Origin of the sequence: Variovorax sp. RTB1, from assembly GCF_035018765.1 — a bacterium.
Lineage (GTDB): Bacteria > Pseudomonadota > Gammaproteobacteria > Burkholderiales > Burkholderiaceae_C > Variovorax.
Map to the genome: position 1 here is coordinate 35,817 of NZ_JASJXG010000027.1, position 23,008 is coordinate 58,824.

General features: G+C 65.0%; 19 protein-coding genes and 1 tRNA gene. 5 read left to right on the forward strand and 15 right to left on the reverse strand.

Features of this window, described 5'->3' with window-relative positions; translation table 11 throughout:
• Positions 1–20: 20 nt before the first annotated feature.
• From QN397_RS16745 to QN397_RS16775, 7 genes are all read right to left on the reverse strand, one after another.
• A tRNA-Leu gene (locus QN397_RS16745) sits at positions 21–113 on the reverse strand.
• A gap of 71 nt (positions 114–184) precedes the next feature.
• Positions 185–769, reverse strand: coding sequence for a hemerythrin domain-containing protein (locus QN397_RS16750; RefSeq protein WP_323497005.1), 585 nt, complete (start codon positions 767–769; stop codon positions 185–187).
• Positions 770–864: 95 nt separating this feature from the next.
• Positions 865–1,227 carry a cytochrome C gene (locus QN397_RS16755; protein WP_323501456.1) on the reverse strand — a complete coding sequence of 121 codons (363 nt, stop codon included), beginning with the start codon at positions 1,225–1,227 and terminating at the stop codon, positions 865–867.
• 59 nt (positions 1,228–1,286) lie between these two features.
• Positions 1,287–2,648: an FAD-binding oxidoreductase gene (locus QN397_RS16760; protein WP_323501457.1), complete on the reverse strand. Its 1,362-nt coding sequence runs from the start codon at positions 2,646–2,648 to the stop codon at positions 1,287–1,289.
• The gene (locus tag QN397_RS16765; RefSeq protein WP_323501458.1) at positions 2,632–3,852 is read right to left on the reverse strand and encodes a cyclopropane-fatty-acyl-phospholipid synthase family protein; all 1,221 of its coding nucleotides are present in this window, start codon (positions 3,850–3,852) and stop codon (positions 2,632–2,634) included. Before QN397_RS16765 ends, QN397_RS16760 begins: the two co-directional genes overlap by 17 nt.
• A gap of 99 nt (positions 3,853–3,951) precedes the next feature.
• Positions 3,952–5,571, reverse strand: coding sequence for an AAA family ATPase (locus tag QN397_RS16770; RefSeq protein WP_323497001.1), 1,620 nt, complete (start codon positions 5,569–5,571; stop codon positions 3,952–3,954).
• Complete coding sequence (locus QN397_RS16775; protein ID WP_323497000.1) at positions 5,571–5,948, reverse strand: hypothetical protein; 378 nt, start codon at positions 5,946–5,948, stop codon at positions 5,571–5,573. The genes QN397_RS16770 and QN397_RS16775 overlap by 1 nt, the downstream gene beginning before the upstream one ends.
• A 253-nt stretch (positions 5,949–6,201) precedes the next feature.
• On the opposite strand from QN397_RS16775, the gene QN397_RS16780 reads away from it, so the two are divergent.
• Together QN397_RS16780 and QN397_RS16785 are read left to right on the forward strand one after the other, a co-directional pair.
• Positions 6,202–7,623 carry a trypsin-like peptidase domain-containing protein gene (locus QN397_RS16780; protein WP_323496999.1) on the forward strand — a complete coding sequence of 474 codons (1,422 nt, stop codon included), beginning with the start codon at positions 6,202–6,204 and terminating at the stop codon, positions 7,621–7,623.
• Entirely contained in the window at positions 7,620–8,711 is a 1,092-nt protein-coding gene (locus QN397_RS16785; protein WP_323496998.1) for a hypothetical protein, read from the forward strand. Before QN397_RS16780 ends, QN397_RS16785 begins: the two co-directional genes overlap by 4 nt.
• A gap of 83 nt (positions 8,712–8,794) precedes the next feature.
• Here the strand turns inward: QN397_RS16785 and QN397_RS16790 are convergent, their stop codons facing one another.
• Positions 8,795–9,433 (reverse strand): NAD(P)H-dependent oxidoreductase, encoded by a 639-nt coding sequence (locus QN397_RS16790; RefSeq protein WP_323496997.1) that lies wholly within the window; start codon positions 9,431–9,433, stop codon positions 8,795–8,797.
• Positions 9,434–9,529: 96 nt separating this feature from the next.
• On the opposite strand from QN397_RS16790, the gene QN397_RS16795 reads away from it, so the two are divergent.
• Positions 9,530–9,898 (forward strand): TraR/DksA family transcriptional regulator, encoded by a 369-nt coding sequence (locus QN397_RS16795; protein WP_323501459.1) that lies wholly within the window; start codon positions 9,530–9,532, stop codon positions 9,896–9,898.
• Positions 9,899–9,907: 9 nt separating this feature from the next.
• Here QN397_RS16795 and QN397_RS16800 read toward each other — a convergent pair whose 3' ends face one another.
• A complete protein-coding gene (locus QN397_RS16800) occupies positions 9,908–12,481 on the reverse strand; it encodes a cation-translocating P-type ATPase (protein WP_416352336.1) in 2,574 nt (857 codons plus the stop codon).
• A 162-nt stretch (positions 12,482–12,643) separates the two neighbouring features.
• On the opposite strand from QN397_RS16800, the gene QN397_RS16805 reads away from it, so the two are divergent.
• Positions 12,644–13,273, forward strand: a complete 630-nt coding sequence (locus QN397_RS16805) for a hypothetical protein (RefSeq protein ID WP_323501461.1) — start codon at positions 12,644–12,646, stop codon at positions 13,271–13,273.
• A 112-nt stretch (positions 13,274–13,385) separates the two neighbouring features.
• Here the strand turns inward: QN397_RS16805 and QN397_RS16810 are convergent, their stop codons facing one another.
• Positions 13,386–15,050, reverse strand: a complete 1,665-nt coding sequence (locus tag QN397_RS16810; protein WP_323501462.1) for a CHAD domain-containing protein — start codon at positions 15,048–15,050, stop codon at positions 13,386–13,388.
• Positions 15,051–15,177: 127 nt separating this feature from the next.
• Here QN397_RS16810 and adhP point away from each other — a divergent pair, with 127 nt between their 5' ends.
• Entirely contained in the window at positions 15,178–16,209 is a 1,032-nt protein-coding gene (gene adhP / locus QN397_RS16815; protein WP_323496991.1) for an alcohol dehydrogenase AdhP, read from the forward strand.
• A gap of 58 nt (positions 16,210–16,267) precedes the next feature.
• Here adhP and QN397_RS16820 read toward each other — a convergent pair whose 3' ends face one another.
• Genes QN397_RS16820 through QN397_RS16840 form a run of 5 tightly spaced genes read right to left on the reverse strand, consistent with a single transcriptional unit; the run spans position 16,268 to position 22,948 of the window.
• The gene (locus QN397_RS16820; RefSeq protein WP_187052291.1) at positions 16,268–16,693 is read right to left on the reverse strand and encodes a universal stress protein; all 426 of its coding nucleotides are present in this window, start codon (positions 16,691–16,693) and stop codon (positions 16,268–16,270) included.
• Positions 16,694–16,702: 9 nt separating this feature from the next.
• Positions 16,703–19,585, reverse strand: coding sequence for a cation-translocating P-type ATPase (locus QN397_RS16825; protein WP_323501463.1), 2,883 nt, complete (start codon positions 19,583–19,585; stop codon positions 16,703–16,705).
• Entirely contained in the window at positions 19,582–21,132 is a 1,551-nt protein-coding gene (locus QN397_RS16830; RefSeq protein ID WP_323501464.1) for a DASS family sodium-coupled anion symporter, read from the reverse strand. Before QN397_RS16830 ends, QN397_RS16825 begins: the two co-directional genes overlap by 4 nt.
• Positions 21,129–22,238, reverse strand: coding sequence for an Acg family FMN-binding oxidoreductase (locus tag QN397_RS16835; RefSeq protein ID WP_323501465.1), 1,110 nt, complete (start codon positions 22,236–22,238; stop codon positions 21,129–21,131). The genes QN397_RS16830 and QN397_RS16835 overlap by 4 nt, the downstream gene beginning before the upstream one ends.
• Positions 22,235–22,948, reverse strand: a complete 714-nt coding sequence (locus QN397_RS16840; protein ID WP_323501466.1) for a sensor histidine kinase — start codon at positions 22,946–22,948, stop codon at positions 22,235–22,237. The genes QN397_RS16835 and QN397_RS16840 overlap by 4 nt, the downstream gene beginning before the upstream one ends.
• Between the last annotated feature and the right edge of the window lie 60 nt (positions 22,949–23,008).

The following is a 23,008-nucleotide window of genomic DNA, read 5'->3' on the forward strand; positions in this document are numbered from 1 at the left end:
AGTGCTCCCTTGTATCTGGTTGGTGCCCGGAGCCGGAATCGAACCGGCATGCTCCTTATTCAGGAAGCGGCGGATTTTAAGTCCGATGTGTCTACCAGTTTCACCATCCGGGCAACGGGTTGCCACCGACGATACCCGAAACAAAAACAGCCCCGGATTCAGGCACGGCCGCTACGCCCTCCGCTCAGACCTCCGCTCCAAGGCCGATCGGCGCCGGCACCATGTTGACGATGCGAGTGAAGAGCGCCTGGTACGGTGCATCGGGCGTGCAACCGGTGAGCGGATCGCGATTGGCGCTGAAGGCCGCGTCGAGCTCGCGCCAGTCTTCCGGCGTGAGCACCCTTTCGGCCAACGGCAGGATCTCGCGCTCTTCGAGAGCCATGTGTTCCAGATAGAAATCGGTATACCGCTCCAGCGCGGACTCGAAGTCCATCCGGCGCGACTCGCCCATCATCTCGAAGCCGAGCAATGCATGCTCCACGTTGCGGATCTTTCTTTCGCCACGCGCGTGGTCGTCGTCGAGCCGGTCCAGCAATTCGCGCGACATCGGCGTCCTGGCGCGCAATCTGGGAAACAGCAACTCCGTCTCCTTGCGGTGATGGCGCTGCTCTGGAAACTCGTCGACGTAGAACAGCATCGCGCGCAGCACCGCAAAGTCGGGCAGCGTGCCCTTGCGGCGGTGCTGCGCCAGCAGCATGACCGCGGAGCGCAACATGGCAGCAAGTGCTGCGTGTTCCTGGCGAATGATTCGGGCGGCGAGATGTGGCATGCGCTTCTTTCGTTGCAAGCCGAAAGGATCACTCGTTCAGCGGACGAGGCGTTTGTCGCAGATCAAATGTTCTGCCTATCGGTGAGCGACAAAACTCAATGCGAACTGCTGGCGGTCGATGACTCTGGCGGTCGGCTGCCGACCGCGTTCGACGCCGGATAGTCGTAGTAAAGGTCATTTAAATAGCGCGTCACTTCGATGATGTCGTCGTCGCGCCAGCCGAGCGATGCGACGTCCTGCCAACGTCGCACCTGTTCTCGCAGTGAGCCCCAATCGGTCGCCAGCTTCTTGTCGCGCCAATGCACTTGAGTGCTGTGGCACGCGATGCAATTGGTCGAATAAAGCAACTCGCCGCGTGGCTGACTCGCTGCAACCTCGTACAAGGACAGCACGCCGACAACCAGGAATCCGGCGAAGCGCAGTCGCCTTGCAGCGACTTTTGAAGAAACGTTTTTCATTCGAATAGCCTCGTGCAAATGGCAATAAGCGAAATTGCGGTCGATCAACTCGTTGAACGTCAACGACCCATCACGCATTTGTCGTACAGATGCGGCGCCAGACGCTTTGGGTCGTATCTCTGCTTCAGCGCCTCGTACCGCGGCATGCCGTAGGCGTGCCCGAATTCGTCACGGGTGAAGTAGCAGTCGGAGTACAGAGACTTGATGCCGCCGAGCCGCAGCACTTCCTGCTCTATCAGGCGGTTGAAATACCCGGGCTCGTGCACCTGGCGTGTTCTCACCACATCCCAAAACCCAAAGTTGACATACAGCTGCCCGGCCCGAAGCGGATACAGCGAGAAGCTTGCGCTGGGATCGGGCGCATGCACCGGACAAATCCATACGGGATGAATACCGATCTCGCGCTGCAGGAAGTCCAGAAACTCACCCGCCGATGCAATGGGGATATCGACATCCTGAATCACGGACTCGGCAAACATGCCGCTCAAACGCGCGAGGCGCTGGGTCAATCCCACCCGTGCACCCATCCGCATCAGGCGCGCGTAGGTCTTTGAATTCAGGTGCGACCGGCCGAACAGGCGGCGCACTACCGGGTTCTGTGCGCCAAAGTTCTTGGAGCACCAGAACCAGTCGGTGTCCCAGCGCCAGAGATAGTCCTGAACACTCAGATGATCGACCGGCTTTTCGAGCAGGGACCGGTAATAGATCTTCTCGAAGTCATAACGGCTGAGTGGTCCTCCGACCTCTTCGAATCGTGCGACGTTCAGCACGAATGTCGAGGGACTGAACACCACGCCATCGACGAAATCCGCGTCTCCCTCGCACGCCTCGGAGAGCGCGGCGAAGAAGCCAGCGGCGGATTCAAACGGAATGTGCTCCACCCTCACGCACGGTTTAACCGGCAGGATTCGAAGTACGAGGCGCAGTGCGTAGCCCAGCGATCCATAGGAGTTCGGAAAGCCGAAGAACAGATCCTGGTACGCGTTGGTGGGCGTGCACGTGACGATCTCGCCACCCGGCAACAACACGTCGAACTCGACCAGCGTGTGATGAACCAGCCCCTGCCTGAACGATGTCGCCTCGATGCCTACGCCCGCTACCGCACCGCCCGCCGTGATCGTCTTGAGCTGCGGCACCACGGCAGGCATTGCGCCATAGGGCAGTGTGCCTGCGACGATGTCTTCGTAGGTCGCCAAGCCTTCGACCTGCACCGTGCCCGCCATGCGGTCGACACCCAGGACATGATTGAAGCCACTGAGGTCCAAGCGATGTTTGGCGCCTTCCCGGCGAGCCCGGAAAAGATTGGAGGTCTGCTTGCTCAGACCGATGCGAGCGCCTTCCGGCACGGGATCGCTGTGCAATGTCCTGAGCAGCCGTTGCCGACGTTCGCCATAGCTCGCCGCTTCAGAGCTCATACACATGCTCCCTACCCATCGGATAGCTGTTGGCTGTCACGTTGCCCTTGCTGAAGACAATCTGAAAGAGGTGGGTGTATCCGCCGGGCGAGCGAAACATCTCCGCGCAGCCAGTGAGATACGTGCGCCAGACACGTCGGAAGCGTTCATCGAACCGATCCGGATCGAGCTCATGGACAGCGGGCCAGCGCTGCTCGAAACGTTCGGCCCAGGCATCGAGCGTGGGCGCATAGTGACGCCGCAGATTCTCTATGTCGAGCACCTCGAGTCCGTTGCGCTCCATCTCGACGATCACGTCCGCAAGACTTGGAATCCAGCCACCCGGGAAGACATGCTTGCGAATGAACAGCTCGGTTTCGTAGTGCCCCACATGCCCGATGAAGTGAAGGATGCCGATCCCGCCGGGCTTCAGAAAGGCGGCGTGCGCGCGAATGACCTCGGGCAACTGGTCGCGCCCTGCGTGCTCGAGCGTGCCGATGGAGACCACCTTGTCGTACTGCTGGTCGGCCTCCCGAAAGTCCGCTTCGCGCACGCTCAGCGCGTCGGCCAGGCCGCGCCGGGTGATCTCGTCGCGCAGCCACACCACTTGCTCGGTGGTCGTGTTCACGCCCACGCCCGACGCGCCGGTCGTTTCGTGCGCGCGAAACATGAAGCCGCCGAATCCGCAGCCGATGTCGACGAAGCTGTCGTCGCGCTGCAGACGGATCTTTCGGCAGACATGATCGATCTTGTTGCGCTGTGCCTGCTCCAGCGTCTCCGTACCTGTGGGCCAGTAGCCGCAGGTGTACATCAGCAACGGCTCATCCAGCCAGAGCCGGTAGAAGTCGGTCCCGAGTCCGTAGTGCGCGCGTGCGTTGCGCTTGGCTTTGGCCGGGTCGCGGTTCGAATGACGCAATTCGAGCAGTTCGTTCTCCATGCCGTTGACCGCACCGGACTTCCGGTCGAAGCCGGATGCCATGCCGGCTGCCAACGCCGCACCGAAATCACCCTCCACGTCGACCGTCTGATCGAAGTACGCTTCCATCAGCCCCATGTGGCCACGGGTGGCTGTCGAGAAGAGTGCGGCGTCGGTATGGAAGACGACAGTGAACGCAGGGTTGGCGTCACCGACATGGAAGGCGGTGCCGTCTGGCAGCCGCACGGCGAACGATGTCGCCGCACGCTCACCGAGGCCATCGAGCATGTCGCGCAGAGTTGAGGGCAGCTTCATTGAAAGTTCCGGCTGCGCCGGACACCCGGCGGAGATCACATTCAAACTTCCGAGGTCCATCGGACGATTGCGCAAGATCAAGCGAACGCGGTTTTCTGGCTACTTCCTCACGGACGACCATTGATCCGCCGGCGAATGTTGGTCTTGCCAGCGCGCGCAGAGGGCTGCGATATCGGCGTCGATGTCGATGTCGATGTCGATGTCGATGTCGGTGCAAACATCGAACGTCAGTGCACGTTCTTCGGCACTCAGCGGCTCGTGGGTCGCGAGCTGGCGCTCCAGCACGTCGAGGTCTGCATCGGACGCATCGTTGTCCAGTGCGGTCCGGCGTGCGACGCGCTGCCGCAATGTCGCTTCAGCCGCGCGGCAATGCAGGATCGCGAATGGCACGCCGAGCGACGAGGCCAGCGCACGAAACGCCCGCCTCTGTTCGCCCCCGAGAAATGCCGCATCGACGATCACCGGGTACCCCGCTCGCAGCACCGCCGCGGCACTCGACTGCAGATGGTCGAAGGTGCGGCGCGTCACTTCGTCGGCGTAGAGGTCGATGCCGTGCCTGGACGAACGCGCGAGCGCATCCAGGCCGAACAGGCGCTTGCGTTCGACGTCGGACCGGATGCGCACGGCTCCCGCTCCCTGCAACAAGCGCAAGGCGACGCTCGACTTGCCGGAGCCCGAGAAGCCATAAGTGATGAGCAGGCGTGGGCCACCCTGCGCGGATTGCGTCAAGCGTTCCGCCGTGGCGATGTAGTCGGGCACATCTTGCATGCCGCCATGCCCTGCAGCGGGCGAAGACGCGAGCGCCCGCACCAGCGACCGATACACCTCGTAGAAACTAAACACGGCCATGCCGGCGTAGTCGCCACTGTGCTGCAGCCATGCGTCCAGGAAGCGGAAGGCAAGCCGCGGCCGATGGTGCGCTGCCAGGTCCATCGTCAGGAAGGCCACGTCGCTCATCACGTCGATCCAGCGCAGGGCGGGATCGAACTCGATGCAATCGAACGCGGTGAGTTCGCCGTCGAGCCGCACGATGTTGGCCAGATGAAGGTCGCCATGGCATTCGCGTACGGCACCGGCGAGTCGGCGCGCTTGCCACGCCGGCTGCAACGCCTGCGCGCGGTCCTGCGTCCAGGCTCGGAGCTTTGCAAGCCGATCTGCGATTGCGCCTTCAGCATCGGTCGGCAATGCGTTAAGGACCTCGTGCATGGCTCGCATGATCTGCGCAGGCTCGCCAAAGGCAGAGTCCGCTGCAGCGCGCTCGACACGGGCGTGGAACGACGCGAGTCGTTGGGCGAAGCTGTCGAGCATTCCGGCCGCTCCGACCACGACATCGTTCACCACGAGATCGCGCAGCAGCGCCGAATCAGGAAAGCGCCGCATGCACACGACGTGATCGATCGGCTCTCCTCCGCCTCCGATACGAGGTTGTGAAGGCGTGCCGCGAACCGAGAGAACCCGCAGATACAAGGACGGCGCCAGGCGCTTGTTGAGCCGCAGCTCTTCGTCGCAAAAGTGCTTTCGTGCCTGCAGCGTACTGAAGTCGACGAACGACAGCCGCACCGGCTTCTTGAGCTTGAAAGCCAGCCGGGGCGTCAGCAGAACCCACGAGATGTGCGTCTCCACCATGTCGACGTTTTGACCGGTGGCATCGGCCAGCCAGGCGCGCAGGGCCTGCACGGAAACGCCGGCAGACAGCGGGCGTGAGCCCAGCGCGCCCATCAAGACTTCATTGGGCTGGCCATTCCCGCATGCGTCGTGAAGTAGCGCCGTGCGAGGGCGACGAGTTCGTGGGTGGTCAAGTTGCCGGTTGTCTCCCATCCGACGATGTGATGCGCCACCTCGGGGCGGTGCTTCTCGACGTAGTGGCGGAAGTCCGCCTGCGCGGTGTGGGAGCCGGCGATCAGCACCTCGGTGATGCCCTGCATCGCATCGCACACGGCACCGAAGAACTCATGCTCGCTACGGACCTCGCTGCCATGCTGGCGCGTGTAGTGCTCGTGAGCCTTGACCTGCTTTTCGAGCACTTGCGCAGCGTCGAACTGCAGGACTTGCGCGGTGTGATGGTCGACCCAGACGACGGCATGAAAAAGCGACATGGATTTGCCTTTTTATTGAGTGCGGTGCCCGAAGACATCGCCGGTTGAGGAGCAGCTCCTGAAGCGCACAGCATCCTCTGAATGCACGAAGAAGCACTTGATCTGGCGCAAGTCCCGGGTGCCCAAGCTCCTCTAGCCTTGGGCTTCCCGTCAGGCCTGCAAAACGCACAAAACGATGTTCCGCTCCGCTCTCCCTAAGTCGCGGCTTGCTGCAACCGCTCGCCACGCGATACAGGCTTTGACCTGCATTGCAATGTCGAGTGCGTGCATCGCCATCGGCGCGCAGCCGGTGGCGCCACCTGTCGCGGCAAGCCCCGTTGCCGGCTCGCCACCCTCATTCGCCGCAGTCTTCGCAACGCGAAGCGCAGCGGTCGTCGACATCACCACGCTGAGCTTTGCCAGTAACTCGGCCACCGACGACGGCGAACTCGAAGTCGAACCCGGCAGCGACTTTGCCGACCGCCTGCCCAGGCCACTTCCTGCGAGCTTGCCTGTCGGTGGCTTTCGAGACACCGCAACAGGTGTCGTGATGGACCGCAATGGCCTGATCCTGACCAGTGCGCACGTCATCACCGGCATCGATGAAGTACAGGTCTACCTGAGCGACGGCCGCCGCTTCGTCGGGCGCGTGCTCGGCGTCGATAAGGCCACCGACACCGGCTTGCTGCGCATCGACGCCACCGACCTGCCCGTCGCAGTGTTCGGCGATTCGTCGGCACTGGCCGTGGGCGACTGGGTCGCCGCCATCGGCTCGCCTTTCGGCTTTCACAACACGGTGACCGCGGGGGTGGTGAGCGCCACCGGGCGCTACCTGCCGGGTGCGAACGATCTGCCTTTCGTGCAGACCGATGTCGCCATCAACCCAGGCAGTTCAGGCAGCCCGTTGTTCAACGCACGGGGTGAAGTCGTCGCCATCAACTCGATGATCCTGAGCGACAGCGGCGGCTACATGGGCTTGTCTTTTGCAGTGCCCATCAACCTGGCGCTCGAAGTGGCGGTGCAATTGCGCGACCACGGCTCGGTACGGCGCGCCCGCATGGGCGCGGATTTTCAGGAAGTCACTTCGGGGTTAGCCGGTTCTTTCGGCCTCGAAGAAGCGGCGGGCGCGGTGGTGATTCGGGTCGAGGCCACAGGCCCAGCGGCCACCGCAGGCCTGTTGCGTGGCGATATCGTGCGCGCGGTCGACGGTGCGCGCATGCCGCACTACACCGACCTGCGCCGCAATCTCGCGCAACGCCCGCCCGGCTCCAGAGTGCGGCTCGAACTGTGGCGCGGCGGTCGCTCGATGACCCTCGGGGTCACGCTGGCGGAGGAGCCCACGGCGGGTAACGGGATCGCCGGCAAGGGCGCGGCAGCGTTGACGCCGCCGGCGTGGAACGACGGGCTCGGACTGCGGCTCGTCGAGCTGTCGCCTGCGCAACGGATCCGACTTGGCGAGGTGAACGGATTGCTGGTACGCGAAGCGGCCGGCGCTGCGCGCAGTGAAGGGGTTCGGACCGGCGATGTCATCGTCGCCATCAACGAGACCGCCGTCGATCGGGTCGATGCCTACGTCCACATCCTCTCGCGCCTGCCGGCCGGGCGCACTGCCGCCTTGCTGGTGCGGCGCGACAAGGGGCTTGCCTACATACCGGTTCGGCTGCCCGAGCGTGCGGCCAGGAGCGACCTCCGATGAACGATATCGAAACCGACCTGTTCGCTGCGACCGGGAGGCCCGACGCGCAGTTGCACCCCCAGTTTCTGGCGCTTCGCGACTCGCCCTTACTGGCGCCTGCGCGCAACATGCTCCGCGATCTGCATGTGCTGTGTCATCAGGAGAGTCGCGACTTTCAGGATTACTTCCAGACCAGCGGATTCGACACTGCGATGTGTGACATCTACCTGCTCGCCATGTTTCGCGACGCCGGCCACACCGTCGACGCGAGCCGTCACAGCCCTAACTTCTTGCTGCGCCGTGACGGCCTCGTTGCCGCTGTGGAAGCGACCACCGCACTCGACGCAGGCAGTCGTCGCCGAGTCCTTTCGACACGCATCCCGCACGACGTTTCCATCGGGTCAGGTGGCGCCCTCATTCGCAAACTGCTGCAGGCGCCATGGCGCTCGCCAAGTGTTGCCGACAAGCCGCTGGTCATTGCAATCCACGATCTGCACAGGGGCGAAGCCTCGGGCAACAAGCTGCCCATGGCATTGCTTCACTTCCTGTTCGGTTCGCGGCATCACGACTATGTCGACTTCGAGAGCCACTTGGAGATTCATGGGTCCGCCGCACAGTCCAGAGAAATCGACTGCATGTTCCCAGCCGGCTTCTTTGCACAACCCGGCGCCGAGAACATCGCCGCCGTCTTGCTGTGCAGCGACGGCGCCATGGTTTCCAAATTCAACCGCATGGGCCAGGAAGGCGCGCACCACAGCGACGCCGTGCGAATCCTGCGTCACGGCCGCTGCCGCCCGCACCATCGAGCTGCCGGCAGCGCCACCTGCTTTGCCTACGAAGTCGGTTCGCGCGGCGCCGAGCACGAGTGCTGGAACGAAGGCACATTGCTGGTTCACAACCCACGCGCTATCCATCCGTTGACCCAGAACTGGCTGGGCGCATCGGCGGAAGTGGATCTGCGGGACGGTCACCTCGTGGCGACCTTTCTGCAAGACTTCCACCCATTCACCTCGGTGACCGAAACGCTGACGGGCGCGACGCCTGGCTGGTGGGTCGAAGCCCGCAAGGCGCGACTGGCGAGAGACCTGCTCGATCACCCGTCACGCTGAGGCGTCGATCAGCCGGTGTACCGGTCTACCTTGGCGCGGGCGCCGCTGCCGGACGCAGAGTCGCCCCGCGAGCTTGACCTGCATCAACCCAGTCGACGCCCCCAGCGGTGCATGCGAGCAAGCCAACGTGCGCGCTGCGACTCGGTCAAGGTCTCGACCGAACCGACCACGGCATCGCCCACGGTCTTGATGCCGACGAGCCCGAAGACATTGCGCCTGAGGAGCCGCAGGCTGTGAGCCCGGTAGTACAGGCGATAGAGAAACGCCGGCATGCCCATGGTGACCACAATGCGCGCGGTGCGGCCCGCCAGCGGCTTCGACTTGAAGCTCTCCGCTTTGGGGACCGCGAAACCGGGACGCATCACCTGTTCCAGAAATCCCTTGAAGAGCGCCGGCATGTCGCCGAGCCACAGCGGAAAAACGACCATGAGATGCTGTGCATGCCCGATGGCGTTTTGCGCCGCCTGCAGCGAGGGCGGCAGTGGCTCCGACTCCCATTCGTGCCGGCTTCGCAGCAGCGGGAATTCGAGCGCACGCACATCGATGCGCGCGACCTCGTGACCTGCGGCACGCGCACCGTCGGCATAGGCATCGGCCAGCGCGTCGCAAAGGTGCGAAGCCTTCGGGTCGGGATGTCCGTTGATGATCAGCACGCGCATAGAAAGCCCATCTTCAGTCAGGTGCGGATGCTGCGCCTTGATCCAGCGCAACACCTCCTTCACGACAGGCTTCTAGAGTGAATGCTTTCTGGGTCGCGCAGACCCCGTCGGCCCTTCCCTTCCCTTCGCTTCCCTTCCCTTCCCTCAAGGATTCGCTTCATGACCCAACTCACTGCCCAGGACATTCAGGCTCTCTCGCGGCAACTTCATGCGATGAAACAAAGCGCACAAGCCGAAATACGTCTTGCCAACGACGACCTCAGGACGGCACGGCAGGCTGGCGCAAGCGAGGTTCACAACTTCAGCGACGACGCCGAAACGCTGCAGGCGCAAAACGTTCGGGTCGAAGAGATCGAGATCGACCAGACCCGGCTGGCCGAGATCGAGTTCGCCGAAAAACTGATCGCCGAAGGCCGTTACGGGAAGTGCATCGACTGCGGCTGCGACATCGCGCTGCAGCGTTTGACGGCGATGCCGACCGCCGTGCGCTGCGCTGCATGCCAGACCGCTGCAGAACAAAGTCTCTGAGCCGATCGATCAGTCGACTTGGCGGCTCCGCACACGGATGCCCCATTTCACGCCTTCGAACCAAAGCAGGCTCAAGGCCGCCACGCCCAGTCCACACAGCAGCATGAATGGCGTCGGCATCGTGAAGGCGAACAGCCGACCGACCACGGGCACGCTCAGCACCACCCCCAACATGGCCAGCGTTGCCAGAACGATCCAGCCGAACTGACCTCCCGTCACCGCACGGCCCCACCAGACAGTGCTGCTCCACGATCGGTTGGTGTGGATCAACGCGAGATTGGCCAGCACCAGCACGACGAAGGTGAGCGCCCGCGCCATGTCGTCCCGGCCCGCATCCGATGGCGCCATGAGCCGGGCCCCGGCATAGGTTGCCAGCAGCAGAAGCAGCAAGCCCAGGCCCTGCCACAAACCACGCATCAGCACCACGCTGTCGAACAGGCGCTGGTCGGGCCGGCGCGGCGGCACGGTCATCGCATCCGGCTCCAGCGGCTCGGCCTCGAACACGATCGAGCAGGCCGGGTCGATGATCAGTTGCAAGAACACGATGTGCACCGGCATCAGCAACATAGGCCAGCCGAACAGCACCGGAAGGATCGACAGGCCGATGATCGGCACGTGCACCGCCACCACGAAGACGATGGCCTTGCGCAGGTTGGCGAACACGCGCCGACCGTAGCGAACCGCGGTCACGAGCGATGCGAAGTCGTCGTTCAGCAAGACCAGCGCCGCAGCCTGGCGCGCCACCTCGGTGCCGCGCGCACCCATTGCCACGCCGATGTCGGCCGCCTTGAGCGCAGGCGCGTCGTTGACACCGTCGCCGGTCATCGCGACCACGTCGCCGCGCGCACGAAAGGCGCGCACGAGCCGCAGCTTCTGCTCGGGCTGCACGCGACAGAAGATGTGCGTCTCGGCCAGTCGCGCATCGAGTTCGGCATCGCTCAGCATGGAAAGCTCGGTGCCGGTGATGACCGGTGCATCGGAGCCCAGGCCTGCCTGCTTGGCCACCGACAGCGCCGTGGCCGGATGGTCGCCGGTCATCATCACCACGCGGATGCCGGCGGCCCGGCATTCGGCGATGGCCTGCGGCACGTCCGGGCGCACCGGGTCTTCGAGCCCGACCAGCCCGAGAAACTGGAAGTCGAAGTCGTGCTGCAGACCGGGCAGCGCACCGGCAGCGAAGGTCGCCTGGGCCACGCCCAGCACGCGCAATCCGTCTGCCGCCATCGCAACGACCTGCTCGGCGACCGAGGCACTGCGACGGGCGTCCAGATGGCATAGATCGACGATGGCCTCGGGGGCGCCCTTCGCCGCGATGAGGAGCGCCCGCAGATCCGGCGATTGCCAGACCCGCGACATCGCCAGCATCTCGGGCGACAGGGGGTAGTCGTCGATCAAGGTCCAGTTGGTGTGCAGGTGCTCGGTGTGCGCCAGCAGGTGTTGACCGGCCTCGCCGATGGCCGATTCCATCGGATCGAAAGCGCGACGGTGGCTGGCAAGCACCGCGTACTCCAGCACCCCATGGAGTTCCTCCTGCAGCGGCGTGGCATCCGCCTTCGCGCTGTCGCGTACCGTGTCGCGCCCCATGTCGTGCACCGCCGCTTCGGACCACAGGCGCCTGACCGTCATGCGGTTGGCCGTCAGCGTGCCGGTCTTGTCCACGCACAGCACGGTCGTGGCGCCGAGCAGTTCGACCGCGGGGATGCTGCGGGCCAACACCTTCTCGCGGGAAAGGCGCCATGCACCGAGGCCCAGAAACAGCGTCAGCACCATCGGCAGCTCTTCCGGCAACAACGCTATTGCCAGCGTCAGGCCGGCGAGCAGCCCTTGCAACCAGTCGCCACGCAGCAAGCCGAAAACAATGGCCAGTGCAGCCGCCAACACCAGGCCGACGATGGCAACGCGCGTGACCACACGCCGCGTCTCCTGCTGGATCGGGGTGGCCTCGGTCTTGATCGCAGCAAGCGACTGGCCGATGCGGCCCAGCGCGCTGTGCACGCCCGTGGCAGTGACCCGGCCTTGCGCCGTGCCGCGCGTGACCAGGGTACCGGCAAACACCGCACCTGCGAGCGACGCCGCCTGCTTGGCGACAGGCACCGACTCCCCGGTCAGCAAGGACTCGTCGACCGCAAGATTGGCGCAAACGATGAGCAACAGATCGGCCGGCACGCGATCGCCCTCGGCCAGCATCACGATGTCGCTCACCACCAGATCGCGGGCTGCGACGGTGCGCTCCTTTCCATCGCGGACGACGCGAGCCTGAGGACTCGACAGGTCGCGCAAGGCATCGAGCGAGCGTTCGCTGCGCCGCTGCTGGACGAAGCTGATGGCCATCACGACGAAGACGAAGCCCAGCAGCATCAGCGCCTCCTGCAGGTCGCCCAGGGCCAGGTAGAGGGCGCCGCACGCCACCAGCAACAGGAACATCGGCTCGAACACCACCTCGCGCGCCAGCCGCAACATGCTGCGTGGGCGGGAAACCGGCAACTCGTTCGCGCCGTCACGCACCAGTCGGCGTTGTGCTTCGGCCTCTTTCAACCCGACGGGGGGTGCCGGTGCTGGCGCGGCGAGCGGCCCACCGCTCATGAGGTTCAGGTGCTCCGTCGGGCTTGGGGATCGCAATGTGTTGTCTCGCAGAGTGCAGTGATGCTTCAGTTCATCACGTGCCGCAGCGTCCCGCCTTGATCTGGCGCAAGCCCCGCCGGACGCGCCAGCCGAAGAATTGCCGCACCGAACAAGGACACCGCCATGAAACCGACCCCACGACTTCCGAGACTCATCGCGCTCACTGCCGCCGCAGTCGCTGCTGCGGCTGTCGCCGCCGCCATCGTGATGTTGCTCAGCACGCCCGCGATGGCCGCCGATGCTGCGGCACCGAGCCAGTCGAGCGCCCCGCCGGGCGTGGCGTCGAGCGTCAAAAGCGCAGCCATCAAGGCAGCGCACGAAGCGGAAAGCGCAGCGCGTGAAGCCGCCAATGCGGCGCGACTCGCCGCACGCCAGGGCCAGGCAACAACGGGCAAGGTGTCCAGGTCGATTGCCGAAGGGGTCCGTCGCGCAGCGCAAAAGGCAGCCGAAGCCGCCACTCGTCTCGAGGCCAAGGCCTCCGCTTCGTCAGGCCGGGCGCTAGAAGGAACCCGGGAGGCCGCTCGGGCCACGGAGGCGGAAAGCAAAAAGGCTACCGCCGCCACCAGGGAGGCGCTGGCCAAGGCCGAGGACTCGCTGCAGCGCGCGACGCAAACCAGCAAAGAAGAAGCAGAAAAAGCAGCGCAAGCCACACGCGACGCACTGAACACGGCAGTAACCGCAACGGGCGCCGCTGCACGCTCGGCCAAGGAAGCCGTCGAGCGAACGGTCGAAGCCGCACGGCACAAGACGTAGCCCGAACCGACTTCTTCCGCAGCGCGGCGCCGCACGGCTCGCCGAGCCGCCACCGACCGCATGATCATGCGGCTCATCTCGCTAATCTTCTACTAGCGCATCAGGAACCGCGCTACGGCAGTTCAGCCCGCCTGAATGCCTTCCAGCACCGCAGCAGTTCAGGCTCCGCAAGATCGCTGCGGCGATCGAGTTGCCTCACCACCGATTGCATGGAGTGCTCGAGGTCACGCTCCTTTTGCACGAAGTCATGCAGCAGTCGCCCGGCCACTTGCGCATCGTTGAGTTGGCCGAGCGCGTCCTGCAACTTGCCTAGGCGCCTGACATAGCGATGCGTCGCTTTGCTTGGATACAGCGACTGAAAAGAATCGATGGCGTAGCGCAGGCGCTTGGCCGCAATGCGCACCCGGTGGCGCTGCTCGGGCGTGGCGCGCGCCAAGCGCTTGCCGGTGTCTCGCAGCTTGCGATGAAGCCGCATGACGGCGCCCCGTGCCAGCGCGTGCAACGGTTGCTGCAATGCCTTGCGCGCACGCTTGCCCGACGACGACTGCCAGGACTCGCATCCGAGCCACGCAGCCAACCCCAACGTCAGACGCGCATAGCGAGGCGATGCGAGTGCGTGGGCGGCGCGGCTGCGATACGTGTCGGCAGAAAGCGAAGCCGTCTGCAAAAGAGAGGTCCATTGCACTGCGGCAGTGCGATCGGAATCGGAATCCGAGTCCAAGTCCGAATCGGCGGTCAGTGCCGGCAGGGTCTCGCCCGCGAGTACCTCGGCGTCGCGTGCCGCGCCCAGCGCCGCCGAAAGCCATCGCAGCTCGGCACCGAGCAACGCCGGCGTGGGGATGATGGTGGAGAAGAGGCGCAACGCGGAACGCAGTCGCCGAATGCCCACGCGCATCTGGTGCACGCTCTCGGGGTCGGTCCCTCGCATGACGCCCGCCTCGTTGCCGAAAGCGTGCGCGGAGCAATTTTCGATGATGGCCTGAAAGCCCTGTTCGACGGTCACGCCGCGCGCGAACAGCACCGGCTGTGCGGCGGCAACCGTCGCCGTCGTCGTCGTTGCACGCGGCGCATGGGTCCGACCCGCCAGCAGCGCATATCCCCGGTCTGCCTTGCCAAGACGACCGATGCGCAAGGGCACGTCGTCCTGCAGCAGCAGGGCCGCGTCGAACAGCGCCGCGGGCGCGCCCGCCTTCAGCTCGAACTCGACCTCGCAAATCGGCTCGCGCGCAGCGCCGCAGCGCAGCTCGCCCTCGTCGAGCGTCAGTTCGATGCGAGTGCCTTCCGGCGGAGACAACTGCCAGAGCGAGCGGCGCACGACGACATCGAACACCGGCACCAGCCGCTGCGCCAGACCCGGTTCCGCCAGGATCAGAGCCGGCCTCGCATCCGGCTCGATCCGCATGCGCAACGCCGCGAGATCGGGCTCCGCGCTGTCGATGTGGGCCTCCCATTCGCCGCGGTCGTGCAGTCCGAAACCACGGCCGGACGATTCGATCGTCTTGACGGTTTCGGTCCACCGCCCGCCCTGCTTTCTGACGCGCAGTTCCAGCCCTTGTCGGCGCAGGAACAGGTCGGGCGTGTCGAAGTAGGTGGTGTGAAGGCGGGAGACGCCGGGCAGCGGCTTATGCGGCGCCAATCGGGTGGTCACGGCCGTCCGGAACGTGTCGACGTCCGAGGGCGACAACAGGAGCTTGAGTTCGACCTCGCGTGAAGCGCAGTCGGCCGGAACATTCGACAGGGTCGCGGAGTGGCGCATCAGCCACTGTGATGCACCCACCGTCTCACGGCGTTGATGCGCATCAATGGCCGCGGCGATGGCGTGCTTTTTTGATCCAGCGCAACACCGCTCGCCAAGCCGCTTTTTAAAGTGAAGGCTTCGTACCCATTCGTTCTGAAAGCCACCCATGCAAACCATGAAAGCCGCTGTCGTCCGCGAGTTCGGCAAGCCCCTGTGCATCGAGGAAGTCGCCATTCCCGAGGTCACGACGGGCCAGGTGCTGGTGAAAGTAGTGGCATCGGGTGTGTGCCACACCGACCTGCATGCCGCCGATGGCGACTGGCCGGTCAAGCCCACCCTACCCTTCATTCCGGGCCATGAGGGTGTCGGCTTCGTGGCGGCCCTGGGTGCGGGCGTCAAAGGAATCAAGGAAGGCGACCGCGTCGGCGTGCCGTGGCTGCACACCGCCTGCGGACATTGCGAGCACTGCATCACCGGATGGGAGACCCTTTGCGACGGACAGCAGATGACGGGCTACACCGTCAACGGCGCCTATGCCGAATACGTGCTGGCCGACCCCGGCTACATCGGGCAGTTGCCGGCCAATGTGGGCTTCAGCGAAATTGCGCCGGTGCTCTGCGCCGGCGTCACCGTCTACAAGGGCCTGAAGGTTCTCGAATGCAAGCCGGGCGACTGGGTCGCCATCTCCGGCGTGGGCGGGCTCGGCCATCTTGCGGTGCAGTACGCCAAGGCCATGGGATTTCATGTGGTGGCCGTCGACATCCACGAAGGCCAGCTCCAGCTCGCCAAGAAATTGGGCGCCGACATGGTGATCAACGCTGCGCTGCAAGACCCGGTCAAGGAACTGCAGACGGCTTTGCGCGGCGTGCATGGCGTACTGGTCACTGCCGTGTCCCGCAGTGCCTTCTCGCAAGCCCTCGGCATGCTGCACAAGCGCGGAACGATGGCCCTCGTCGGCCTGCCGCCGGGCGACTTCGCCTTGCCGATCTTCGACGTCGTGCTCAATGCCAAGACGGTGCGCGGCTCGATCGTCGGCACCCGCAAAGACTTGCAGGAAGCGCTGGCGTTCGCAGGCGAAGGCAAGGTGCATACGGTGTTCACCGAAGACAGGCTGGAGCGCGTCAACCAGGTGATGGACCGGATGCGTGCAGGTGAAATCCAGGGCCGCGTCGTGATGCGAATTTCAGACGTGGCATGAGCCGATGCCAGCAGCCGTTGCCAGCGGTTGCGCGTCACGCGCGGGGCGCGCAACGCTGCTACTTCACGAGGACGACTGGCTGCTTTGCCAGCGACATCACACGCTGCGCCACCGAGCCGACCAGCAGGTCGACGAAGGCGCCTCGCCCCTTGGCGCCCAGCACGAGCAGATCGAACTTGCCGGAGTTCGCGCAATCGACGATCTCCTGCGCCACCGAGCCCGTGCGAATCACCGCGTCGTGCCTGATGCCGGCCTTGTCGAGCAAACTTCTCGCGGGCTTCAACTCGGTATCACTCAGTTCACGCAGGTAGTCGGCAACCTGCTCGCTGCCGACCAGTGCTTTGGCATGGCGCAGCCCGGTGTCGTCATGCACGCTGACCAGCGTCACGACGCTGTGGGCCTTCAGGAGGCCCACCAGTTTGGCGGCGTACTTCACTGCACGCAGCGCGTGCTTGGAGCCATCGATGGCGACGAGAATTTTCATTGTCTTCTTTCAGCGTTGAACAGGTTGAGAGGCGTCGATCGATGCACGCAGCGGACGGCGCACGAAGCGCCCCAAGAAACGAACCACCAGCTTGCGAAGCTCGCTGTACCAGAGCACTGCGCTCGCCATCGCGATGCACACGAGCCACTCGTCGAAGGAGAGCGGCGCGGTGCCGAAGGCCAGGTTGAGAAAGCCGAGGTGGACCACCGCCACCTGCAACAAGGCAGACAGCGCGACTGCGCCCCACAGCCAGCGATTCACGAAGAGATGCGAGAAGGCGCTCTTGCTGTCGGAGCGTGCGTTGAAGCAGTTGAAGAGCTGCGCCAGCACGAGCACGGTGAAGCCGGCGGTGCGGGTGGTCGCGAGGTCATCGCTTCCTTCGACCATGCCACCGGGCAGGAAAAGGTCGATGGTCAGCAGGGTGGTCAGCGCCATCACCAGGCCGATCTGGACCACGCCCGACCACATCCGCGCATCGATCACGCGCTCCGCGCGGCCACGCGGCTTGCGAGCCATGACGTCGTCGGTCGGCGGGTCGACGCCCATCGCCAGCGCGGGACCCGAGTCGGTGATGAGGTTGATCCAGAGAATCTGCGTGGCCAGCAACGGCAACACGACCGTGCCGCCGTCACCAGCACCACCGCCGCCACTTCCAACCAACCCCAGCATGCCGGCACCGACCACGCCCAGAAACACGGTGAGCACCTCGCCCATGTTGGACGAGAGCAGGTAGCGCAATGCCTTGCGGATGCTGTCGAAGATGCCGCGCCCTTCGCGCACCGCCGCGACGATGGTCGCGAAGTTGTCGTCGACCAGGATCATCCGCGCGGCCTCTTTGGTGACCTCGGTGCCGGTCACGCCCATGGCGATGCCGATATCCGCCGCCTTCAGTGCGGGCGCGTCGTTGACGCCGTCTCCGGTCATGGCGACGACGCTGCCATCGGCTTGCAGCGCGGCGACGATGCGCAGTTTGTGGGCCGGCGCCACGCGTGCGAAGACCGATGTGCGGCGCAACGCTGCAGCGAAGGCGGCATCGTCCAGCGCGTCCAATTCGAGACCGGTGAGTGCGGTCGCACCAGGCCCAACGATGCCGAGGTCCGCCGCGATCCGGCTGGCAGTGCGCGGATGGTCGCCGGTGATCATGATCACGCGGATGCCCGCGCGCAGTGCCTGCCCGATCGCCTCTGCCGCCCCGGCGCGCGGTGGATCGATGATGCCCACCGTGCCGACGTAGATGAGGTCGCGCTCCAGCCGTTCATGCGACTGCGTTGCCGAAGGATCTTCCTGCGCGGTCAGCGGACGGTAAGCCACCGCCAGCGTGCGCAAGGCGGCGTCGGAAAGCGATTCGACGTCGGCCAGGATGCCGGCGCGAAGTGCCTCGTCGAGCGCGACCACTTCCATGCCCACTCGCGCCCGGCTGCAATGGCCGAGCAACACGTCCGGTGCGCCCTTGGTGATCACCACGATCTGGTCATCGTGCGCGTGGTCGCGCTCGATGGTCGACATCATCTTGCGCTCGGAAGTGAACGGAATTTCGCCGATGCGCGCAAAGCGCTGTCGCCGCAGCTCCGTCAGCCCCATCTTGCGTTCGGCCACCAGGAACGCCGCTTCGGTGGGGTCGCCATGAATCGACCAGGTGCCGCCGGCATCCTGATGCAGCCGTGCGTCGCCGGCAAGACTGCCGCCAGAAAGCACCACGGTGAGCTCGTCACGCAACGGGCCGGCCGTTACCGCAGCGCCCTCGTGCTCGACGCGACCCAGCGGCGCATAGCCCTCGCCGGTGATGCGGGCGCTGCCGGACGCGGTCATCACGCGCTCGATCGTCATTTCCGCCCGGGTGAGCGTGCCGGTCTTGTCGGTGCAGATGACCGATGCGGCGCCCAGCGTTTCGACCGACGACAAGTTCTTGACGATGGCGTTTTGCCGGGCCATGCGCTGCACGCCCATCGCCAGCACCACCGACAAAATCGCAGGCAAACCTTCAGGCACCGCCGCTACCGCGAGCGATACGCCGAGCAGCAGCACGGCGATGACATCGGCGGCGCTGCGGATCTCGGAGATCGACAAGATCGTCGTCACCACGACCGCGGCGATGAGCACAACCGCGATGCCCAGCATGCGTCCGATGCGCGCCACCTCGACGCTCAACGGCGTCGGGGCCTCGACGGTCGCTTCGAGCATCTCGGCGATGGCGCCCATCTCGGTCTGCATGCCGGTGGCGGTGACGATTGCATGGCCGGTGCCCTGGGCGACAGCCGTGCCCTTGAAAACCATGTCGAGCCGATCGCCGAGCGCCGATGTGCCAGCCAGCTGCGCCACGCCTTTCAGCACGGCTTCGCTCTCGCCGGTCAGCGACGCCTCCAGCACCCGCAGCGACGCCGCCTGCAACAGACGGGCGTCCGCGCCCACGGCATCGCCCTCACCCAGCGCCAACAGGTCACCGGGAACCAGCTCGGCACTGGGCACGCGCAGGGTCTGGCCGTCACGCACGACGGCCGATGTCACGGCGGTCATCCGCGCCAGCGCCGCCACCGCATCGGCCGCCCTGGCCTGCTGCGCATAGCCCAGCAAGCCGTTGACCAGCACGACCGCCGCTATCACCAGCGCGTCCAGCGGCCAGCCTTCGAAACCTTCGATGGCCCAGGCGCCCAGAGCGATGGCGATGGCGGCGAGCAACAGGTAGACCAGCGGGTCTTGAAACTGCGCCAGCATGCGACGCCATGTCGCCACGGGCGGCACGCCGCGCAGCTCATTCGGGCCGTGCTCGGCGAGCCGCCGTTCCGCCTCTTGCGAGCTCAGCCCGTGCGTCGCGTCGGCGCCGAGCGCCTGCAGCACTTGCCCGATTGCCAGTACCGACGGATCGCCAAGACCAAGGGCTTTTGGCGCACTCATTGCGGGCTCGACAGCGTCATGTACCCCATCCAAGGCCAGTAGGTGAGCGAGAAAATCACCAGCAGCACCGCAGCAGCCAGAGTGACCATCAACCCGGTGCGAATGAAGTCGCGTGCCTCGAAGGTATCCGTGCCGTAGGCGATCATGTTCTGCGGTGCGTTCACCGGCAGGATGAAGCCAAAGCTCACGACGAACTGCAGCAGCATCGTCATGCCGATGACGTTGATGCCTGGCGTCTGCACCGCGCCCAGCACGCTGATCACGATCGGGATCATGGTGGACGCCAGCGCCGTGGCGCTCGCAAAGCCGAGATGGATGACGATGAGGAACAACGACAACAGCATCAGGATGGCGAAGGCACTGGCGCTCTGCAAGCCGAGGTGCTGCACGATCAGGTTGGCGAGCCAGCCGGCGGCGCGCGTTTGCAGCAGTGCCGTTCCCACGCTGATGCCGATGGCGAAGAGCACCACGGTGCCCCACGGGAAGCCCTTCTGCGAGGTCTTCCAGTTCATCACGCCCACGCGCGGCAGCAGCATCAATGCGATGGCGGCGATGGTGGTGGAAGCGGTATCGAAGTCGTGCAGCGCTTTTTCAGACGCCCAGAACCCGAGGAGCGTCAGCACGATGGCCAGCAGCTTCCACTCGTTCGCAGTCATCTTGCCGATGGCTTCGAGCTGCCGGCGAATCGTCTCCTTGCCGCCGGCGATCTCCGACATCTCCGGCCGCATCATCCGCGTCATGATGAAGTAGAGCGCAATGGTCAGCAGCGCCGAAAACGGTGCACCGGCAACGAACCATTCGGTCCAGCTGATGGTGGTCTGAAACTGCTTCTGGATAAAGCCGGCGGCCACCATGTTCTGCGCGGCCGCCGTCTTGATGCCGATGTTCCAGATGCTCGCCGTCTGCGCAGCGGTAATGACCAGCAGGCCGGCGAAGCGGCTTCGCTTCTCGACCTTGAAGGCCAGGATGAAGTCCATCATGATCGGCACCAGACATGCGACGCGTGCAGTGGTGCTGGGCACGATGAAAGACAGTAAAAAGCCCACACCCATCGCGCCGATGACGATGTGATTGGTGCGTGCATCCACCCGCGACAACACCACCAGCGCGATGCGCCGATCGAGCCCCGTGGCCGTCATGGCCGCGGCGATGAAGCAGGCTGCAGCGACCAGTGCCACCGCGCTGTTCGAGAAGCCGGACAAAGCGAGATTGAGTGCCGCGCCCGTGCCCATTGCCGCCGTGGCCGCCGTCACGGGCTTGGCCGCATCCGGCGTGAAGGCCAGCAAGAACACCATCAGCGCGCCGATGACGACCGCGCTCACCGCGTAGTCGAGCGCCTCGGTCATCCAGACGATCACCGCGAAGGCGAGGATGCCCAGCATCATCTGCCCCGCGGCAGGGAGGCCCGTCGCGGCTGGCAGCAAGACGATCGCAACGAGCGCGATGAAGGCGGCGACCAGCCCGGCGCGCTTGACGACATCGCTGCCTGGCGCGACGGTGGGCGCAATCGCTGCCGCGATCGCTTGCGCCTCGACTGCGGTGGTCATGCCAACACCGCTTCGAGCGGGCGCCGCAAGGACCGAGGCATCGCGGGTCCGCGACCGAAGCGCACGACGAGGTCGGGCCGCCGGTCGCCCCATCCAAAGGCACGCGCGAGCCCGGGCCGCACGCTCGCGACCTCGACCGGCTGATTCAGCATCGCATTGCGAATCCCCAGGGCGGTCGCCTGCAACGCAAATCGCTCGTAGCAGCGCCCTGCTTCGATCCAGTGCCTCTTGTCGTTCTTCTCGGAGACGAAGACGGCGATGCCGGCGGAACTGCGCACCTGGCTCGCGTACTTGTCGTTCTCGCGCGCAGGCGTGAAGAAGCGGGCAAAGAGCATTTCGCCGAGCCATCGCGGCACCGTCGGATTGCCGGACGCACCGGAGAACAGTCCGTCGCCGGACCGGACGGCTTCCGTGTCGCCGAAGCGAAGCCATTGCTTGAGTTCAGCGACGAAAGCGGGGTCGTCGATCTGCCGCGTGTTGGCGTCCACGATGTACGCCAACATTTTTTCTGTCGCGGCTTTGTCGCTGAGGATCACCATCTGAACGCCGTTGCGTGTGCCCGCGCGTTCCAGCAATCCAAGTTCGTCGACCGTCAGCGGCCGGCCGTCGTAGTCGGCGCGCGTGCACTGCCTGTCGAAGATCGCCGCATAGAGGTCGGACCGGATCGCCCGGGTCGGCTCGAGCCGAACGCGCAGCGCGTCGCCCTCCATGCCTGCATCGAAGACGACATCGGCTTGCAGGCCATGCGCCGACGCCGCCTGCACCAGGTTCTCCGCGGCACAGCCGAGCGAGACGAACAGATGGTGATCGTCGGGATCGACGGCCGGGCATCTGCGCGAGAGATCCGGAAGAATCGAGATGGACTGCGGCTGTATCGCGAACTTCCAGCATTGCGAGTTGTGGCTCGACGGTGCCAACGTGGCACAGCGGACCAGTTCTTCGAAGAGCGGCCGGCCACTGGTCGCCTCGGTCGTATCCCGGTGCCATGTGCTTCGCACCGCATCGGCATAGCTCGCCTCACGGCCGTCGAAGGAGCAGGCGTTCAGGAGCACAGCGCCCACGGTCGCAAAGCGCCGTCGCGTAAGGGATGCCAGAGCCGGAGTCATGCGATCACTTTGGCGCTCTCGACCACCACCTTCGGCAACATCGCCATGACGTGCGTACCTTGCCCCTGAGCCGACGTGACCGTGAGGCGGCCGCCGCAGGCCTGAACCCGGTGGCGCATTCCGGCCAGGCCGAAGCGGGACGAAGCCACCTGTTCGATGTCGAACCCGATGCCGTTGTCCAGCACCTCGACCAGGATGTTCTTTCCCGCATCGACCAGGGTGACCGAAACCGTACTGGCGCAGGCGTACTTTCCGATGTTGGTCAGGCACTCCTGCACCAGACGATAGATGGCCAGCTCACTCGCATCGTCGCCGCGGGCCTCTTCGATCGCAGTCGTCACCGCAATCGTCGAACTCAGGCTGAAGTCCCGACACAGGATGGTCAACGACGACGCCAGGCCCAGGTTGGCCAGCGACGACGGACACAGTCCCTCGACCACCCGGCTCTTCAATGCGATACCGCGACCGAGCATTTCAGCCAGATGCTGAAGGCGCCGATCGATCTCGGGCGACGCATGGTCGAGACGCGACTTAAGGCAAGCCACGTCGAGCTTGGCTGCTGTCAGGATGGCACCCAGTTCGTCGTGCAGTTCGCGGGCGAGCAGCGCGCGCTCCTGCTCGCGGATGCGCTGAAGGTGAGTCGCCAGGTCGCCGAGGTATCGGGCGCGGGACTCTCCGTGGGTCTGGATCGAATTGCGTTCGGGCGTCATCCGGAGGGTTCCTCGATCAATGGCTGAAAAGCGGATGCTCGCGGCGAACCGTGGTTGCCG

Bases quoted from the DNA above. Each gene is read 5' to 3' on its own strand.
- QN397_RS16775 (WP_323497000.1), bottom strand. From the start codon at position 5,948: ATGTCGCTTTTTCATGCCGTCGTCTGGGTCGACCATCACACCGCGCAA.
- QN397_RS16805 (WP_323501461.1), top strand. From the start codon at position 12,644: ATGAAACCGACCCCACGACTTCCGAGACTCATCGCGCTCACTGCCGCC.
- QN397_RS16760 (WP_323501457.1), bottom strand. From the start codon at position 2,648: ATGTGTATGAGCTCTGAAGCGGCGAGCTATGGCGAACGTCGGCAACGG.
- QN397_RS16755 (WP_323501456.1), bottom strand. From the start codon at position 1,227: ATGAAAAACGTTTCTTCAAAAGTCGCTGCAAGGCGACTGCGCTTCGCC.
- QN397_RS16800 (WP_416352336.1), bottom strand. From the start codon at position 12,481: ATGAGCGGTGGGCCGCTCGCCGCGCCAGCACCGGCACCCCCCGTCGGG.
- QN397_RS16780 (WP_323496999.1), top strand. From the start codon at position 6,202: ATGTCGAGTGCGTGCATCGCCATCGGCGCGCAGCCGGTGGCGCCACCT.
- QN397_RS16825 (WP_323501463.1), bottom strand. From the start codon at position 19,585: ATGAGTGCGCCAAAAGCCCTTGGTCTTGGCGATCCGTCGGTACTGGCA.
- QN397_RS16835 (WP_323501465.1), bottom strand. From the start codon at position 22,238: ATGACTCCGGCTCTGGCATCCCTTACGCGACGGCGCTTTGCGACCGTG.
- QN397_RS16770 (WP_323497001.1), bottom strand. From the start codon at position 5,571: ATGGGCGCGCTGGGCTCACGCCCGCTGTCTGCCGGCGTTTCCGTGCAG.
- QN397_RS16840 (WP_323501466.1), bottom strand. From the start codon at position 22,948: ATGACGCCCGAACGCAATTCGATCCAGACCCACGGAGAGTCCCGCGCC.
- QN397_RS16795 (WP_323501459.1), top strand. From the start codon at position 9,530: ATGACCCAACTCACTGCCCAGGACATTCAGGCTCTCTCGCGGCAACTT.
- QN397_RS16820 (WP_187052291.1), bottom strand. From the start codon at position 16,693: ATGAAAATTCTCGTCGCCATCGATGGCTCCAAGCACGCGCTGCGTGCA.
- adhP (WP_323496991.1), top strand. From the start codon at position 15,178: ATGCAAACCATGAAAGCCGCTGTCGTCCGCGAGTTCGGCAAGCCCCTG.
- QN397_RS16830 (WP_323501464.1), bottom strand. From the start codon at position 21,132: ATGACCACCGCAGTCGAGGCGCAAGCGATCGCGGCAGCGATTGCGCCC.
- QN397_RS16765 (WP_323501458.1), bottom strand. From the start codon at position 3,852: ATGAAGCTGCCCTCAACTCTGCGCGACATGCTCGATGGCCTCGGTGAG.
- QN397_RS16785 (WP_323496998.1), top strand. From the start codon at position 7,620: ATGAACGATATCGAAACCGACCTGTTCGCTGCGACCGGGAGGCCCGAC.
- QN397_RS16750 (WP_323497005.1), bottom strand. From the start codon at position 769: ATGCCACATCTCGCCGCCCGAATCATTCGCCAGGAACACGCAGCACTT.